The organism is Stenotrophomonas sp. C-A (genome assembly GCF_054030835.1).
On sequence record NZ_CM132916.1, the window covers coordinates 1,218,746 to 1,234,087 of the forward strand.

General features: G+C 65.8%; 13 protein-coding genes. 6 read left to right on the forward strand and 7 right to left on the reverse strand.

Going from position 1 to position 15,342, the window contains the following annotated elements:
• Positions 1-13: 13 nt before the first annotated feature.
• Both ACW5IY_RS05745 and ACW5IY_RS05750 read right to left on the reverse strand, forming a co-directional pair.
• Entirely contained in the window at positions 14-1,768 is a 1,755-nt protein-coding gene (locus ACW5IY_RS05745; protein ID WP_049434590.1) for a peptide MFS transporter, read from the reverse strand.
• Positions 1,769-1,847: 79 nt separating this feature from the next.
• Positions 1,848-2,996 carry a DUF1624 domain-containing protein gene (locus ACW5IY_RS05750; RefSeq protein ID WP_049434593.1) on the reverse strand — a complete coding sequence of 383 codons (1,149 nt, stop codon included), beginning with the start codon at positions 2,994-2,996 and terminating at the stop codon, positions 1,848-1,850.
• A gap of 200 nt (positions 2,997-3,196) precedes the next feature.
• On the opposite strand from ACW5IY_RS05750, the gene ACW5IY_RS05755 reads away from it, so the two are divergent.
• From ACW5IY_RS05755 to ACW5IY_RS05765, 3 genes are all read left to right on the forward strand, one after another.
• A complete protein-coding gene (locus ACW5IY_RS05755; protein ID WP_032127608.1) occupies positions 3,197-5,161 on the forward strand; it encodes an OPT family oligopeptide transporter in 1,965 nt (654 codons plus the stop codon).
• A gap of 207 nt (positions 5,162-5,368) precedes the next feature.
• Positions 5,369-7,447 (forward strand): alpha/beta hydrolase family protein, encoded by a 2,079-nt coding sequence (locus tag ACW5IY_RS05760; protein WP_049434594.1) that lies wholly within the window; start codon positions 5,369-5,371, stop codon positions 7,445-7,447.
• Between the two features lie 114 nt (positions 7,448-7,561).
• A complete protein-coding gene (locus ACW5IY_RS05765) occupies positions 7,562-8,818 on the forward strand; it encodes a DUF819 family protein (protein ID WP_049434683.1) in 1,257 nt (418 codons plus the stop codon).
• 120 nt (positions 8,819-8,938) lie between these two features.
• On the opposite strand, the gene ACW5IY_RS05770 is transcribed toward ACW5IY_RS05765, so the two are convergent.
• Genes ACW5IY_RS05770 through ACW5IY_RS05790 form a run of 5 tightly spaced genes read right to left on the reverse strand, consistent with a single transcriptional unit; the run spans position 8,939 to position 11,965 of the window.
• A complete protein-coding gene (locus tag ACW5IY_RS05770; RefSeq protein ID WP_049434596.1) occupies positions 8,939-9,421 on the reverse strand; it encodes a hypothetical protein in 483 nt (160 codons plus the stop codon).
• Between the two features lie 46 nt (positions 9,422-9,467).
• Positions 9,468-9,728: a cell division topological specificity factor MinE gene (gene minE / locus ACW5IY_RS05775; RefSeq protein ID WP_004148073.1), complete on the reverse strand. Its 261-nt coding sequence runs from the start codon at positions 9,726-9,728 to the stop codon at positions 9,468-9,470.
• 2 nt (positions 9,729-9,730) lie between these two features.
• A complete protein-coding gene (minD, locus tag ACW5IY_RS05780) occupies positions 9,731-10,540 on the reverse strand; it encodes a septum site-determining protein MinD (protein WP_010483375.1) in 810 nt (269 codons plus the stop codon).
• A gap of 37 nt (positions 10,541-10,577) precedes the next feature.
• Positions 10,578-11,423, reverse strand: a complete 846-nt coding sequence (gene minC, locus ACW5IY_RS05785; protein ID WP_049434598.1) for a septum site-determining protein MinC — start codon at positions 11,421-11,423, stop codon at positions 10,578-10,580.
• A complete protein-coding gene (locus tag ACW5IY_RS05790) occupies positions 11,369-11,965 on the reverse strand; it encodes a GNAT family N-acetyltransferase (protein ID WP_010483371.1) in 597 nt (198 codons plus the stop codon). The genes minC and ACW5IY_RS05790 overlap by 55 nt, the downstream gene beginning before the upstream one ends.
• A gap of 151 nt (positions 11,966-12,116) precedes the next feature.
• Between ACW5IY_RS05790 and ACW5IY_RS05795 the strand changes: the two genes are divergently transcribed.
• From ACW5IY_RS05795 to ACW5IY_RS05805, 3 genes are all read left to right on the forward strand, one after another.
• Entirely contained in the window at positions 12,117-13,325 is a 1,209-nt protein-coding gene (locus ACW5IY_RS05795) for a sensor histidine kinase (RefSeq protein WP_049434600.1), read from the forward strand.
• Positions 13,325-13,966: a response regulator gene (locus tag ACW5IY_RS05800; protein ID WP_005408537.1), complete on the forward strand. Its 642-nt coding sequence runs from the start codon at positions 13,325-13,327 to the stop codon at positions 13,964-13,966. Before ACW5IY_RS05795 ends, ACW5IY_RS05800 begins: the two co-directional genes overlap by 1 nt.
• Before the next feature lie 234 nt (positions 13,967-14,200).
• On the forward strand, positions 14,201-15,274 hold the full coding sequence (locus ACW5IY_RS05805; RefSeq protein ID WP_049434602.1) for a polyketide cyclase: 1,074 nt from the start codon (positions 14,201-14,203) through the stop codon (positions 15,272-15,274).
• Positions 15,275-15,342: the final 68 nt, after the last annotated feature.

Sequence of the window (15,342 nt, forward strand, 5' to 3'; positions counted from 1 at the left end):
GCCTGCACCGGGCTTACTTGACCCCGTGCATCATCTTCTTCAGCAGCGGCGCGGCAATGAAGGCGGCCAGCGCACAGCCCAGGCCGATCCACATCAGCAGCCAGAACAGGTGCGCATAGGCACCGGCGGCGGCCACCATGTCCAGCGATTCGCCTTCTGGCACCTCGATCGCGGCCAGCTTGCCGAACAGCGCGGCCAGCGTCTCCGAGAAGGCGGTGGCCAGGAACCAGGTGCCCATCATCAGGCTCATCACCCGCGGCACGGCCAACTGGGTGACCGCCGACAGGCCGACCGGCGACAGGCACATCTCGCCACTGGCCAGCAGGAAGTAGGCCAGCACCAGCCACCACACACTGGCCATCTCGCCGGTAGCGCCGACCTGCTGTGCGGCCAGTGCCAGCGGCACGAACGACAGCGCGCCGATCACCAGACCCCAGGCCGATTTGACCGGCTTGCCCGGTTCCCAGCCGCGGCGGTCCATCCACGTCCACAGTGCGGCGAAGGCCGGTGCCAGCAGCACCAGGAACAGGCCGCCCAGATAGGTGAGCGAGCCGGCGGTTTGCGGAATCACCAGGCAGTCGCGTACCAGCAGCACCAGCATCAGCACGACGATGGCGGCAAAGAAGGTGCGCGGCGCAGATGAGCCCGGACGGCGCTCAGACAACCGCGTGCTGACTACGAAGCCGAGCGGTGCCAGCAGCAGCGAGATGATCGACCATGGCAGCGGCGTACCGCCGGTGATCACCAGCGAGGGCACGATGTCCTTGGTCAGCAGGCGGTCGGTGAAGGTCACCCACGAGCCGTAGGACTGCTCGTACATGGTGAAGAACACCAGCGCCATGAAGATCAGCACCATCAGCGCGATCATCTGCTGGCGCTGCACCGGTGTGCACTTGCTGCCGGTGAACCAGGCGAACCAGACCAGCACGCCGCCCAGCACCACCAGCATCAGCATCAGCGCCAGGCTGATTTCACCGCCCAGCGCGAACGCGCCATTGCCGGCGGCCCACATCAGCCACGCGACCGGCAGCACACCGAGCACCGCGCACAGATAAATGAGCCATTCGCGCGGCAGGCCCAGCACCTTCTGCTTCAGCGCCGCCGGTTGCGGCGGCTCGGCGTGGCCCTGCAGGTATTTCTGGCCCCACAGGAACATCGCCAGGCCGGCCAGCATGCCGATACCGGCTGCACCGAAACCGTACTTCCAGCCGTAGGCCTCGCCGAGGAAGCCGCACACCAGCGAGGAGAACAGCGCGCCGAGGTTGATGCCGGCGTAGAACAGCGAGAAGCCCGAATCGCGGCGCGGATCGTCCCTAGCGTACAGCTTGCCGACGATGGTGGAGATGTTCGGCTTGAGGAAGCCGACGCCCATGATGATCAGCGCCAGCGACAGGTAGGTCACCGCCAGTGCCGAGGTGTCGCGCACCACTTCGCCGTTCACCCGGTACGCGGCGTGGCCTTCGAAGGCCATGCCAAGGTGGCCGAGCACCAGCAGGATACCGCCGAACAGCACCGCCCGGCGCATGCCCAGCCAGCGGTCGGCCAGCATGCCGCCGAATACCGGGATGCAGTACACCAGGCCGCCGTAGGCACCGAGCAGGTCCAGGCCGGCCTTGTCGCCGAACAGGTGGTATTTGGTCAGGTACAGCAGCAGCAGCGCCTTCATGCCGTAGAAGGAGAAGCGCTCCCACATTTCAGTGAAGAAGCAGACGTAGACGCCCTTGGGGTGGCCCAGGAAATCGTCGGAAGCGATAGCAGTGGAATTCATCGCGGAATTATAGGCCTGTGGCCCGATCCGCTTTCAGTAGATCCACGCCATGCGTGGATTGCCGGATTGGCCTGGGAGATCACAGGTACCGCAACCACGCCAGATCGCGCCTTCGCGCCTTGAATCGCGCGAATGCCTGCGTCGGCGGGTACAGCACCACCGCCAGCGCACAGGCCACCAGCAGCAGGCCGGCCACCGAATCCAGGGCGTACAGGTCACCGTGTGTCGGCCCCCAGATCGCCAGCGCGCCCAGGTACAACCCCTTCAGCACATACAGATGCAGCAGGTAGAAGAACATCGGCGCGGCGCCGATATCGGCCAGCGGGCGCAGTGCGCGCGCCAGTGGCGGCCATTCGTACAGGCGCAGCAGCAACAGCCCCACGCCCAGTGTCAACAGCAGGAACTGCAGCGACGGCGGGTACTTGGTGATGTTGAACACGCTCATCCATGTGCGCAGCGTGCTGCTTTGGTACTGCCACGGTGCATCCCCGTACTGGTTGGCGAACCGCAGCAGCGCGAACAGGGCCAGCGCACCGACGCCTGCCCACAGCAGCCAGTGCTGGCGCTGCTCCGGCGCGCGTTCGCGGGCGAACCAGGGCCCCATCAGATAGCCCAGTGCGATCACCCCGATCCACGGCAGCACCGGATAGGACGTACGCAGGCGCAGCGCACCGGCCTCCATCCAGTCGCGCTGGTGCAGCACTTTCCACAGCACCGGCAGCGGCCCGTTGCCTTCCGTCCGCACACCATCCAACACGTTGTGCCCGGCCACCACCGCGACCGCGGCCACCAGCAGGACGGGACGGGGCAGCCACAACAGGCCGCCCAGCGCGATCATGCTCAGGCCGATGGCCCAGATCACCTGCAGGTACAGCGTGTCCGGTGGCAGCTGGAAGGTCCAGGCGAAGTTCACCAGGGTCAGTTCCAGCACGACCAGGAACAGGCCGCGCTTGAGCAGGAAGGCGGACGTGGCCCGGCGCGGATCCGCCTGGCGCTGGCCGTACAGCCAGGCCGAAAGACCGGTCAACAGGACGAACACGGGCGCGCACAGGTGGGCCAGCAGACGGCAGGCGAACAGCGCAGGGGAGACCGTCGCCGCGTCCATCGGGTCGCTCACCTGGTGCTGCAGGAAGAAGGTCTCGCGCACGTGGTCCAGCAACATCAACAGCATCACGGTGCCGCGCAGCTGGTCGATGGAGGCCAGGCGAGGGGAGAGGGAAGGGGGCATGCGATGCAGTAACAACAAGGTAGCATTAAGATATAACATATCATTTGCTGTGTGCCCAACCGGACTTTGCCGGGTCGGTCGATTGCCGGTCCACGTACTGGCCCATTGCGCTGCAGCACACGCCCCCATCCTTTGGCACGCTGGACTTGATCTGTCCTGAACGCTAGCGTGGCAGGGATTTTTTGCCAGCAGGGGCTTCCATGAACCACGACGCTGCGCCCAAGCAGCTCACCTTCCGCGCAGTGGCCCTGGCCATCGTGCTGGCGGTGGTGCTGTCGGCCGCAAACGCCTACCTCGGTCTGTTCGCAGGCCTGACCATCGCCACCGCCATTCCCGCCGCGGTGATTTCCATGGGCGTGCTGCGCCTGCTGGGCGGTGGCTCCATCCTCGAGAACAACATCGTGCAGACCGGCGCCTCGGCCGGCTCGTCAATCGCCGCCGGTGTGATCTTCACCATCCCGGCGCTGGTGATCATGGGCTACTGGCCGGACTTCAAGTACTGGTGGGTGCTGGGCATCGCCGGTCTCGGCGGCCTGCTGGGCGTGCTGTTCTCGGTGCCGCTGCGCCGTTCGATGATCGTCGAAGACCCGCTTCCGTTCCCGGAAGGCAAGGCGGCGGCAGAAGTGCTCAAGGCCGGTGAGAACCCGGGCCCGGGCCTGAAGATCCTCGGCCTGTCGGCGGTGATCGGTGCCTTCGTCAAGCTGGCCGCGGAAAGCGGCATGCGCCTGATTCCCGATGCCTGGGCCACTTCGGCCTACGTCGGCAGCTCCAAGGTCACCGCCTTCATCGGCACCAACCTGTCGCCGGCACTGCTGGGCGTGGGCTACATCGTCGGCCTCAATGTCGGCATCGTGGTGGTGTCCGGCTCGATCCTGACCTGGCACATCGCCATTCCGATCTACCAAGCGTTCTTCATGAACACCGATCCGGCACTGGCCGCGTCGGTCGCCACCGCTTCGTCCACCGAAGCCGCATTTGCCATCTGGGGCGCGAAGATGCGCTACCTGGGTGTCGGCGCGATGCTGATCGGTGGTATCTGGACCCTGATCTCGCTGCGCAAGTCGCTGCTCAACGGCGTCAAGAGCGGCTTTGCCGCCGCCCGCAAGAGCGGCGGCCCGGTGCTGGCGCACACCGAGCGCGACCTGCCGATGAAGTGGATGCTGGTGGCCCTGGTGGTCTTCGTGCTGCCGCTGCTGGCCCTGTACCAGGCCATCGTCGGCCAGTGGCACGTGTCGATCCCGATGACCATCATCATGATCGTCGCCGGCTTCCTGTTCGTGTCGGTCTCGGCCTACTTGGCCGGCCTGATCGGTTCGTCCAACAACCCGGTCTCGGGCATCACCATCTCCACCATCCTGTTCGCCTCGGCCGTGCTGGTGGTGCTGCTGGGCGCCGATGGCCTCAAGCCGGTCGGTGCCGGCGGTGCGCCGCTGGGTGCGGTGGCTGCGATCATGATCGGCGCGGTGGTGTGCTGTGCTGCGGCGGTCGGCGGTGACAACCTGCAGGACCTCAAGGCCGGCTACATCGTCGGCGCCACCCCGTGGAAGCAGCAGCTGATGCTGGGCATCGGTGCGTTCTCGTGCGCACTGATCATGGCCCCGGTGCTGAACCTGCTGGCTACCGCCTACGGCATCGGCGTGAAGTCCGAGCTGCACCCGAACGCGCTGGCTGCACCGCAGGCCAACCTGATGGCCTCGGTGGCCAAGGGCCTGTTCGGTGGCGAACTGCCGTGGACCTTCATCGGCATCGGTGCCGTGGTCGGCGCCGCCATCATCGCCTTCGACAGCTGGTTGAAGTCGCGCAACGCACGCTTCCGCGTGCCGGTGCTGGCCGCCGCCATCGGTATCTACCTGCCGCTGGAACTGATGGTGCCGATCTTCCTCGGTGGCCTGATTGCCCACCTGGTGGAGCGCTTCCACAAGGTGCGCGCCGATGACGAAGAAGGCCGCGACCGCGTGCACAAGCCGGGCGTGCTGTTCGCTGCCGGCCTGATCACCGGCGAGGCGCTGATGGGCATCGCCATCGCGATTCCGATCGTGGTCAGCAGCCGTGCCGACGTGCTGGCCGTGCCGTTCCACCTGCCGGGCGCACAGTGGATCGGCCTGGCCGTGCTGTTCCTGGTCGGCTGGCTGATCTACCGCACGGGCAAGTACACCAAGGCGTAAGGGACGGGGTGTGCCGGCCGCTGGCCGGCAATACCGGAATCCCGTGATACCCCTGGTTGCCGGCCCGCGGCCGGCACTACCGCAAACCGCGCTACGGCGCGGTTTGCTGTTTCTGGCGATTGTCCGCCCGCAGGCATGACCGATGGCCTTGGCAGCCCCGGCCGCACGGGCCTAACATCGGTTTTTTGCCGTCCTGCGGAGACCCCGATGAAACTGCGTCATGCCCTGCTGCCACTGAGCCTGCTGGCCGCCCTGCCCAGCGTTGCCGCTGCCCGTGGCCTGGAAGTCCGCGACATGGTGGCCATGGACCGCGTCTCCGCGCCGGTACTGACCGCTGACGGCGGCACCGTGGTGTTCGCCAAGCGCAGCGTGGACGCCAACCTGAAGGCCTCCACCGCGCTGTTCGCACGCAACCTGCGCACCCGCGATGCGGCGCCGCCGAAGCAGATCACCCCGGCTGGCTGGAGTGTCAATTCCGCTTCGCTGTCGGCCGATGGCCAGACCGTGTACTTCCTCAGCGCCAAGAACGGCAGCCAGCAGCTGTACGCGCAGCCGATCAGCGGCGGTGCTCCGCGCCAGCTGACCGACTTCCCGGTGGACGTGGACAGCTACCACGTGTCGCCGCAGGACGACCGCGTGCTGTTCAGCGCCGGCGTGTTCCAGGCCTGCGCCTCGGACCTAGCCTGCACCGAAAAGAAGCTGAAGGATGTAGCCGGCGCCAAGGCCAGCGGCAAGGTCTTCGATTCGCTGTTCGTGCGCCACTGGGATACCTGGAACGACGGCCGCCGCAACACCCTGTTCGTGGCGCCGCTGCCGGCAGCCAAAGCCGGCGCGGTCAAGGGCGCTTCGGCGCTGAGCGCGACCATCGATGGCGACGCGCCGTCCAAGCCGTTCGGTGGCAATGACGATTTCGCGTGGTCGCCGGATGGTGCCAGCGTGGTGGCCAGCATCCGCGTGGCCGGCAAGCAGGAGCCGTGGTCGACCAACTTCGACCTGTACCGCTTCGACGCTGCGGGCAAGCAGGCACCGGTCAACCTGACCGCGTCCAACCCGGCCTGGGATGCCGGCCCGGTGTTCAGCGCCGACGGCAAGACCCTGTTCTACCGTGCGATGAAGCGCCCGGGCTTCGAAGCCGATCGCTTCGGCCTGATGGCGATGGACGTTGCCAGCGGCAAGACGCGCGAGATCGCCCCGCAGTGGGATCGTTCGGCTGGCGGCATCGCCCTGTCCGCCGACGGCGCCAGCATCTACACCACCGCCGATGACCTCGGCGAACACCCGCTGTTCCAGATCGACGTGGCCAGCGGCAAGGCCACCAAGCTGATTGGCGATGGCAGCGTTACTGCTGTCGACGTGGCCGGCAACAGCGTGGCCATCACCCGCAACAGCCTGAAGAGCAACGACCAGGTGCTGGTCGGCCTGCTGCCGGCCGCGGGCGAAGCCATCGGCGAACTGCGCGCGCTGACCCCGGCCGCTGGCGACGTGCTGAAGGACGTGTCCTTCGGCGACTACGAGCAGTTCGAGTTCAAGGGCTGGAACAACGACACCGTGCACGGCTACGTGGTCAAGCCGCACAACTACCAGGAAGGCAAGTCCTACCCGGTCGCGTTCCTGATCCACGGCGGCCCGCAGGGCAGCTTCGGCAACGGCTGGAGCTACCGCTGGAACCCGCAGACCTACGCGGGCCAGGGCTACGCGGTGGTGATGATCGATTTCCATGGTTCCACCGGCTATGGCCAGGCCTTCACCGATGCGATCAGCCAGCACTGGGGCGACCGCCCGCTGGAAGACCTGCAGAAGGGCTGGGACGCGGCGCTGAAGAAGTATTCCTTCCTCAACGGTGACAAGGCCTGTGCGCTGGGCGCCAGCTACGGCGGCTTCATGGTCAACTGGATTGCCGGCAACTGGAACAGCCCCTTCAAGTGCCTGGTCAACCATGACGGCGTGTTCGACCAGCGCATGATGGGCTACGCCACCGAAGAGCTGTGGTTCACCGAGTGGGAGCAGGGCGGTACGCCGTATCAGAAGGCCGCGAACTACGAGAAGTTCAACCCTGTCAACCACGTGGCGGACTGGAAGAAGCCGATCCTGGTCATCCACGGCCAACAGGACTTCCGCATTCCGGTCGAGCAGGGTCTGGCCGCGTTCACCGCCGCCCAGCGCCAGGGCATCGAATCGAAGTTCCTGTACTTCCCGGATGAGAACCACTGGGTGCTGAAGCCGAACAACAGCATCCTGTGGCATGACACCGTCAATGCCTGGCTGAAGCAGCACATCGGCAACTGATGGCTGCAGCGCCGCCCTCCGGGGCGGCGCTTTTGTTTTCGCCGGTGGGTGCCGATGTTCCCGCCGGTGGGTGCCGACCGTTGGTCGGCACACCTTCGCCAACAGCAGCCGAGCATGGCTCGGCTCTACACGAGGACTTGCATGATCCAGAACGACATCGTCGTCTTCGGTTTGATCGCCGCCACCCTCGGCGCCGTGTTCTGGACCGCCTCGCGCGAGCAGGGCCTGTGGAAGCGCTTCTACACGTTCGTGCCAGCGCTGCTGCTGTGCTACCTGATTCCCGGCATCTACAACACCGTCGGCCTCATCGATGGCCAGAACACCAAGCTCTACAACCCGATCGCACGCGACATCCTGCTGCCGGCAGCGCTGATCCTGCTGACCCTGGCGGTGGACATCAAGGGCATCCTGCGGCTGGGCCCGAAGCTGGTGCTGATGTACCTGGGCGCCTCGGCCAGCATCATGCTGGGTGCGGTGGTGGCCTTCCTGTTGATGCGCGCGGTGCATCCGGAAACCGTGGCCGGTGACACCTGGGCCGGCATGGCCGCCCTGGCGGGCAGCTGGATCGGCGGCGGTGCCAACATGCTGGCGATGCGCGAAGTGTTCGACGTCAATGCAACCACCTTCGGCCAGTTCGCGGTGGTCGATGTCGGCGTGGGTTATGTATGGATGGCGGCACTGATCTTCCTGGCCGGGCGCGCAGCGAAGATCGATGCGCGCAGCGGCGCCGATACGTCGGCCATCGATGAACTGAAGGAGCGTATCGCGCGCTTCCAGGCCGAGCACGAGCGCATTCCCAGCCTCACCGACCTGATGCTGATCGTGGCGGTGGCCTTCGGTGGCGTGGGCCTGTCGCACGCCATCGGCGCGCCGCTGGCGGCGTGGTTCAAGGCCAACGTCAGCTGGGCTTCGCAGTTCAGCCTGGATGCGCCGTTCGTTTGGGTGGTGGTGCTGTCGACCTCGCTGGGCCTGAGCCTGAGCTTCACCCGTGCACGTACCCTGGAAGGGGCGGGCGCCTCGCGGCTGGGCTCGCTGCTGCTGTATTTCCTGATCGCCTGCATCGGCATGCAGATGGATCTGCTGGCGCTGCTGGATCGCCCGTGGCTGTTCCTGCTCGGCCTGATCTGGATTGCCGTGCACATCGTGCTGCTGTGGTGCCTGGGCAAGCTGCTGAAGGTGCCGTTCTTCTATTTCGCGATCGGTTCGCAATCGAACATCGGCGGCCCGGCCTCGGCGCCGGTAGTGGCGGCCGCGTTCCATCCGGCGCTGGCGCCGGTGGGCGTGCTGCTGGGCACGATGGGCTATGCCACCGGCACGTACCTGGCCTACATCGTCGGCATTACCCTGCGCGCGCTGGCCGGGCAGGGGTGATCCTGTAGAGCCGAGCCCATGCTCGGCTGCTTTTGGCTTTGCATTCGCGCTCGTAACAGCGAAGAGCAGCCGAGCATGGGCTCGGCTCTACAGTAGATCCACGCCATGCGTGGATGGCGGTTACGCCGCCTGCAGCAACCCGCGTTCGATCAACCACGCCCGCGCATCCTCGGCGTCCTGTTCAAACCACGCCTTGGTAGACCCCAGCCGATACGTATACCCCCAGGCATCCATGTCGGCCATCAGCCGCGCACTGCCAACACCCGGCAGCTGCCCGGCCAGCACGATCTGCAGGTAGCAAGTGGCATCTTCCTCGGCCACCGAGTCGGTGGCGTCGGTATGCACCTGCGCACGCCGCTCCGGCGGCAGCACGATCAGGTGGCAGGCTTCGTGCAGCATCGAATGTACGGGCGTGTCGTCGCGCACGTACACGTTGCTGGCGATGATGCCGGCCTCGGGCTCGCCCCAGTAGCTGCCGGGAATGGGTTCACCAGCCGCGACGTGGTGCAGCCGCAGCCCATGCGCGGCGAGCAGGCGCTGCGCATCGGCGAAGGCGATGTCGCCCACGCAGGTGATGTCCACGGCGGTTGTCGTATCGGTCATGCGGGTCGGGCAGCCCCGCCCATGCAGGCACGGGCGGGGCGGGGGATCAGGGTTTGTCCGGGCCTTCAGGCAGCGCCACGGAGATGTCCAGCACGTCGTGCTGGCCATCCTTCACCAGGTCGACCTTCACCGCATCGACGTCGATGTTCACGTACTTCTTGATCACTTCCAGCAGCTCACGCTGCAGCAGCGGCAGGTAATCGGGGCCGCCACGGTTGCTGCGTTCCTGCGCGATGATGATCTGCAGGCGGTTCTTGGCGGTTTCGGCGGTGGTCTTCTTCGCTTTGAGGAAATCAAACAGGCCCATGCTTACCCTCCGAACAGCTTGCTGAAGAAGCCCTTCTTCTCGACGTTGGTGAAGCGCATCGGGCGTTCTTCGCCGAGGATGCGCGCGACGGCGTCGTCGTAGGCCTGGCCGGCAGCGGACTCGACATCCAGGATGACCGGCTCGCCCTTGTTGGAGGCGTTGAGCACGTCACCCGACTCGGGGATCACGCCAATCGCCTTCAGGCCTAGCACTTCCTCGACGTCGGCGATGCTGAGCATCTCGCCACTTTCCACGCGCAGCGGCGTGTAGCGGGTCAGCAGCAGGAAGGCCGGCACGTCCTGGCCGGACTCGGCCTTGTGGGTCTTCGAATCGAGCAGGCCGATGATGCGGTCCGAGTCGCGCACCGACGACACTTCCGGGTTTACCACCACCACGGCGCGGTCGGCGAAGTACATCGCCAGGAAGGCGCCCTTCTCGATGCCGGCCGGGGAGTCGCAGATGATGTAATCGAAGCCGTCGGCGGCCAGGTCCTTCAGGACCTTGCCCACGCCTTCCTGGGTCAGTGCGTCCTTGTCGCGGGTCTGCGAGGCGGCCAGCACGTACAGGTTCTCGAAGCGCTTGTCCTTGATCAGGGCCTGCTTGAGGGTCGCTTCGCCGTGCACGACGTTGACGAAGTCGTACACCACGCGGCGTTCGCAGCCCATGATCAGGTCGAGGTTGCGCAGGCCGACGTCGAAGTCGATCACCGCCACCTTCTTGCCGCGCCGTGCCAGGCCGCAGGCCAGGCTCGCGCTGGAAGTGGTCTTGCCGACGCCGCCCTTGCCGGAGGTGACTACGATGATTTCAGCCAAAGGACTTCTCCTGGTTCTGCATGAGTTTGGAGCTGCGTCAGTCCAGCGCAGCGATCTTGATCTGGTCCTGTTCCAGCCACACCTGCACGGCTTTGCCGCGCAGGTTGTCCGGGACATCGTCCAGTACCTTGTAGTGGCCTGCAATGGCCACCAGTTCCGCATGGAAATCACGGCAGAAAATGCGTGCCGCGGTGTTGCCCTGGGCCCCTGCCAGCGCGCGGCCGCGCAGGGTGCCGTAGATATGGATGCTGCCGTCGGCGATGACTTCGGCGCCGGCACCGACGGTGGCCATCACGGTCAGGTCGCAGTTCTCAGCGTACAGCTGCTGGCCCGAACGCACGTTGCCCAGCTGCATGCGGCCCGGCTGCGGTGCGGCGGCGTCGGCGACCTTGGCCACCGGCGTGGCCGGCGCCGGCTTCGGTTCGGCACGGGCCGCGCGACGCGGTTCCGGCGCGGGCGGCGGCGGAGCCGGCTCGGCCTCGGCACGCTCGTACTGGGCGCGGAATTTGGCCAGCAGGGGCAGCCCGAGCTGTTGCGAGAGCAGGTCGACCGCGCTGGTGCCATAGGCCAGCGCCACCGGCAGCACGCCGGCACTGCGCAGGCCATCGACCAGCGCCTGCGCGGTGGCCACGTCCGGCACCTGGCTCAGGCCGCCGAAGTCGAGGATCACCGCGGCGCGGCCGAACAGTTTCGGCGCACGGGTGACGCGTTCGCGCATTTCCTGCACGAGGCGTTCGACATCAAGGGTACGGATGCGCAGGTTGGCGATGCCCACCTGGCCGATCTTCAGTTCACCGGCCTGTTCGTAATCGAAATTCACCGCCACGCTCAGGTCCCCGTCGGCCGCTGTGCCTGCGCCGGCAGCTGCCGGGCACGTGTCCATGCCACATCCGGCAGCTTGCCGCCGTAGGTCTCCTGGACCCACGGGTAGCTGCACAGTTCCTTGGCCAGCATGCTGGCGCGCACATCGACCTGCGGCATGGTGTTCTGGCCCAGCTCGCGGAAGCCGAAGCTGCCGTGGAAGAGCAGGGCGGCATCGGCGCCATGGTCGAGGAAGACTTCGCAGGTCATCTGCGGGTAGCGCAGCTCGGCGAAGCTCTGCGCGTCGGCATAGAACGCACGGCCGACGCCACCGCCACGACGGCGGCTGGCGACCACGATGCGGTCGATATAGAAGAACGGGGTGTCCAGCTGCTGCTTGAACCAGGCGAAGTTGCTGCTGTCGTGCTGGCTGTCGCTGCCGAAGCCGATCAGGAAACCGGCCAGGTTGCCGTCGCGCTCGGCGACGCGGAAATACTCAGCGGTTTCGTAGAACAGGCGCAGGCGGGCCGCATCCAGGGGAAGGATGGCCAGGCCAGCGTTGTTGTTCAAAGCCAGGACGGAATCGAGCTCGTGCTCGCGCACGTCGCGGATGACAATCGACATTGTGACTCCGTGGGGTAACGCGGTTGGTCCGTCAAATTGGACCCTGCGCACGATTATTGCATGCCCGGGGTGGGCTGCGGCATGAACAGGGGATATGCCCGGGCATGACTTTCGGCGCTTGGGAGCGGGCGCGCACGGGCTACGATGGGTCATGCTGGCCCGACTGAACCACAATGCGATGCTGCGCTACTCCGGGTTGTTCACCTGGGGCACCGTCGGCCTATGGCTTGCGATCTACCTGATCGACCCGGCCTCGCTGACCCTGGAGAACCTGGATGGCGACGTTGGTTTCCGGATCATCCCCTGGGCCTCGGCCTACCTCGCCTTCGGCGTTGTCTACTGGGTACTGACCCGTTCGCTGGGCGAGAGCCGTCCCGGCATCTTCGACCATGCCGCGTTGATCCTGCTGACTGCCTGTGCGATCGGCGTGAGCTATTTCTCCGGCACCGCACTGGGCAGCATCCTGTTGATGGTGGTGGCCGGCCTGCTGCCCTGGTTGCTGGGGCCGCGTATCGGCGTGGTCTGGCTGGTTGCCAGCAACCTTGCCGTGCTGCCGGTCTACATCCAGCCACTGGGCTTTCCGCCGGCCATCGCTGTGCTGCAGGCGGTGGGATACATGGGGTTCTCCAGCTTCGTGTTCGTGATCGCGCTGGTGGCCCGCCGCCAGGCCGAGGCGCGCGAGGAGCAGCGCCGCCTGAATGCCGAGCTGCGTGCGACCCGCGCCCTGCTGGCCGAAAGTGCCCGGGTCAACGAGCGCACGCGCATTTCGCGTGAGCTGCACGACCTCCTGGGGCATCAGCTGACTGCGCTGACCCTGAACCTGGAAGTGGCCGGTCACCTGGCCGAGGGCAAGGCGCTGGAGCACGTGAAGCGTTCCCACGCACTGGCCAAGCTGCTGCTGGGCAACGTGCGCGAGGTGGTCAGCCAGCTGCGCGAGACCGGCGCCATCGACCTGGCTGCCGCACTGCGGCCGCTGACCGAGAACGTGCCCTCGCTGGACATCCAGCTGGAGATCGAGGATCCGCTGAACGTGGAAGACCCGCAGCGGGCCCACGTATTGCTGCGCTGCACCCAGGAGATCATCACCAACACGGTGCGCCACGCCGGTGCACGCCATCTGTGGATACGGGTGTACCGTGAAGCCCCCGATCGGGTGGTGGTGGAGGCCCGCGACGATGGCGTCGGTGCGGAAATGCTCAATGTGGGCAATGGCTTGCGCGGCATGCGCGAGCGCCTGCAACAATGTGGTGGCCAGCTGCAGGTCGAGACCCGGCCCGGTGAAGGCTTCCGGTTGCGGGCGACGGTGCCGGCAACGGTGCTGGTGGCCGCCCTTACCAAGGTTCCTGAAGGAGTGCGTTGATGATTCGCGTCTGCCTGGTCGACGACCAAACCCTGGTGCGGCAGGGAATCCGCTCCCTGCTGGCGCTCGACGACGGTATCGAGGTGGTGGCCGAGGCCGGCGATGGCCGGCAGGCGGTCGAGCTGATACCGCAGGTGCGTCCCGACGTGGTGCTGATGGACATGCGCATGCCGGTGATGTCCGGGCTGGAGGCGCTGCAGGTGCTGTCGCGCCAGGAGCAGCTGCCGCCGACCATCATCCTCACCACCTTCGACGACGACCAGCTGGTGCTGGCCGGGCTCAAGGCCGGTGCCAAGGGCTACCTGCTCAAGGACGTGACCCTGGCGCAGCTGGTCGGTGCCATCCGCACCGTGGCCGAAGGCGGTTCGCTGGTGCAGCCGGCCGTGACCCAGCGCCTGCTGTCCGGCCTGGAGCACATGCGCAACGAGTTCGTCAGCCTTGACCGGCCGGACCCGTTGACCGACCGCGAGACCGAGATCCTGCGCCTGATGGCCAGTGGCTTCTCCAACAAGGAGATCGCCAATTCGCTGGGTGTGGCCGAAGGCACCATCAAGAACCACGTGTCCAACATCCTGTCCAAGCTGGGCGTGCGCGACCGTACGCGTGCCGTACTGAAGGCGTTCGAGCTTCAGCTGGTCTGAGGAAAACCTTTTCAGGACAATGACTTGAGGCCCAGGCATGGCCCTCGGGTGGGGTTGCCCCCTACTTCACGGGTATCGGTATGCGGTACCCTTCGAATTCTTTGTCCATACAAATACGCAGCCGGCAGGGAAACCGGTGCGCCAATCCCGATAAACAATGCCCGCGAAGCCTGCTAGGATTGGCGCTTCGCTTCAATCAACCCGGCCGTGGGATCGGCCCCGGAGACTCTCTGAATGACCCGTATTATCGAGTTCCTGATCGCCTTGGGGATCGTGGCTGGCCTGTTCGTCATCATTGGCGTATGTCTGCCGGGCGAGCGTCACATCACCGAAAGCATCGAGACCAACCGCAAGATGACGATCGTGTACGACACGGTCAGCAGCCTGCGCCGCTTCAAGGACTGGAACCCGCTGGTACTGCGCGATCCCGCCGTTGAACTGAAGCTGTCCGGCCCGGCCTCCGGCGTCGGTGCCACTCTCGACTTCACCTCCAAGGACCTGGGCACCGGTTCCTGGAAGATCACCGAAGCCGAAGAGAACAAGCGTGTTGCGATCGCCATCGATGACGCCACCAAGGGTCACGACAAGATCACCACCTTCACGCTGGAGCCGACCGGCAAGGGTGGCCGCAACGTCAAGATCACCCAGGACTACTCGGTGAAGTACGGCTTCGACCTGTTCGGCCGTTACGCAGGCCTGTATGTCAGCCGCCAGATCGGCGACGACATCAAGATGGGTCTGTCGCGTATGGCCAACATGCTGGCCAGCGTCCCGAACGTGGACTACCGCACCCCGGAAGCCCCGCTGACCGATCTGGCCATCGTCGATGTGCCGGCTGAAGACCTGCTGGTCGTCAATGCCGGTAACGTGGACCGCGGTCAGGACACGATCACCAAGTCCATCAAGGACAACCAGGAGTGGATCAAGCGCGTGATGGAGGCCAATGGCCTTGAAGCCGCCGGTCCGTTCCGCATCATCACCACCGATTTCGGTCAGGAGAAGTACGCCTTCGACATCGCCCAGCCGGTGAAGAAGAAGGGTGCTGAAGGTGCCACCGCTGAAGAGCTGACCGTCAAGATCGACGGTGGCGCTCCGGTCAAGTACGTGCACGTGGCTCCGCACCGTTCGGCGCATGCGGCCTACACCGGCCACATGGCGGGTCTGGACGTGGCCCGCAACGGCCTGCGTGCATGGGCTGTGACCAACGGTTCGGAAGTGATCGATCGCCCGTATGAAACCTGGAAGGACGGCCTGGACAAGTCGTTCACCCCGGAAGCGACCTACGACATCTACTGGGCCGTCAAGTAAGCCTCGGCTGACCCATGTAGTGTTGGATACGAAAACGCGCCGCTCATTGCGGCGCGTTTTTTTTCATC

Bases quoted from the DNA above. Each gene is read 5' to 3' on its own strand.
- ACW5IY_RS05805 (WP_049434602.1), top strand. From the start codon at position 14,201: ATGACCCGTATTATCGAGTTCCTGATCGCCTTGGGGATCGTGGCTGGC.
- minC (WP_049434598.1), bottom strand. From the start codon at position 11,423: ATGGACACGTGCCCGGCAGCTGCCGGCGCAGGCACAGCGGCCGACGGG.
- ACW5IY_RS05745 (WP_049434590.1), bottom strand. From the start codon at position 1,768: ATGAATTCCACTGCTATCGCTTCCGACGATTTCCTGGGCCACCCCAAG.
- minE (WP_004148073.1), bottom strand. From the start codon at position 9,728: ATGGGCCTGTTTGATTTCCTCAAAGCGAAGAAGACCACCGCCGAAACC.
- ACW5IY_RS05765 (WP_049434683.1), top strand. From the start codon at position 7,562: ATGGCTCGGCTCTACACGAGGACTTGCATGATCCAGAACGACATCGTC.
- ACW5IY_RS05790 (WP_010483371.1), bottom strand. From the start codon at position 11,965: ATGTCGATTGTCATCCGCGACGTGCGCGAGCACGAGCTCGATTCCGTC.
- ACW5IY_RS05750 (WP_049434593.1), bottom strand. From the start codon at position 2,996: ATGCCCCCTTCCCTCTCCCCTCGCCTGGCCTCCATCGACCAGCTGCGC.
- ACW5IY_RS05755 (WP_032127608.1), top strand. From the start codon at position 3,197: ATGAACCACGACGCTGCGCCCAAGCAGCTCACCTTCCGCGCAGTGGCC.
- ACW5IY_RS05795 (WP_049434600.1), top strand. From the start codon at position 12,117: ATGCTGGCCCGACTGAACCACAATGCGATGCTGCGCTACTCCGGGTTG.
- ACW5IY_RS05770 (WP_049434596.1), bottom strand. From the start codon at position 9,421: ATGACCGATACGACAACCGCCGTGGACATCACCTGCGTGGGCGACATC.
- ACW5IY_RS05760 (WP_049434594.1), top strand. From the start codon at position 5,369: ATGAAACTGCGTCATGCCCTGCTGCCACTGAGCCTGCTGGCCGCCCTG.
- ACW5IY_RS05800 (WP_005408537.1), top strand. From the start codon at position 13,325: ATGATTCGCGTCTGCCTGGTCGACGACCAAACCCTGGTGCGGCAGGGA.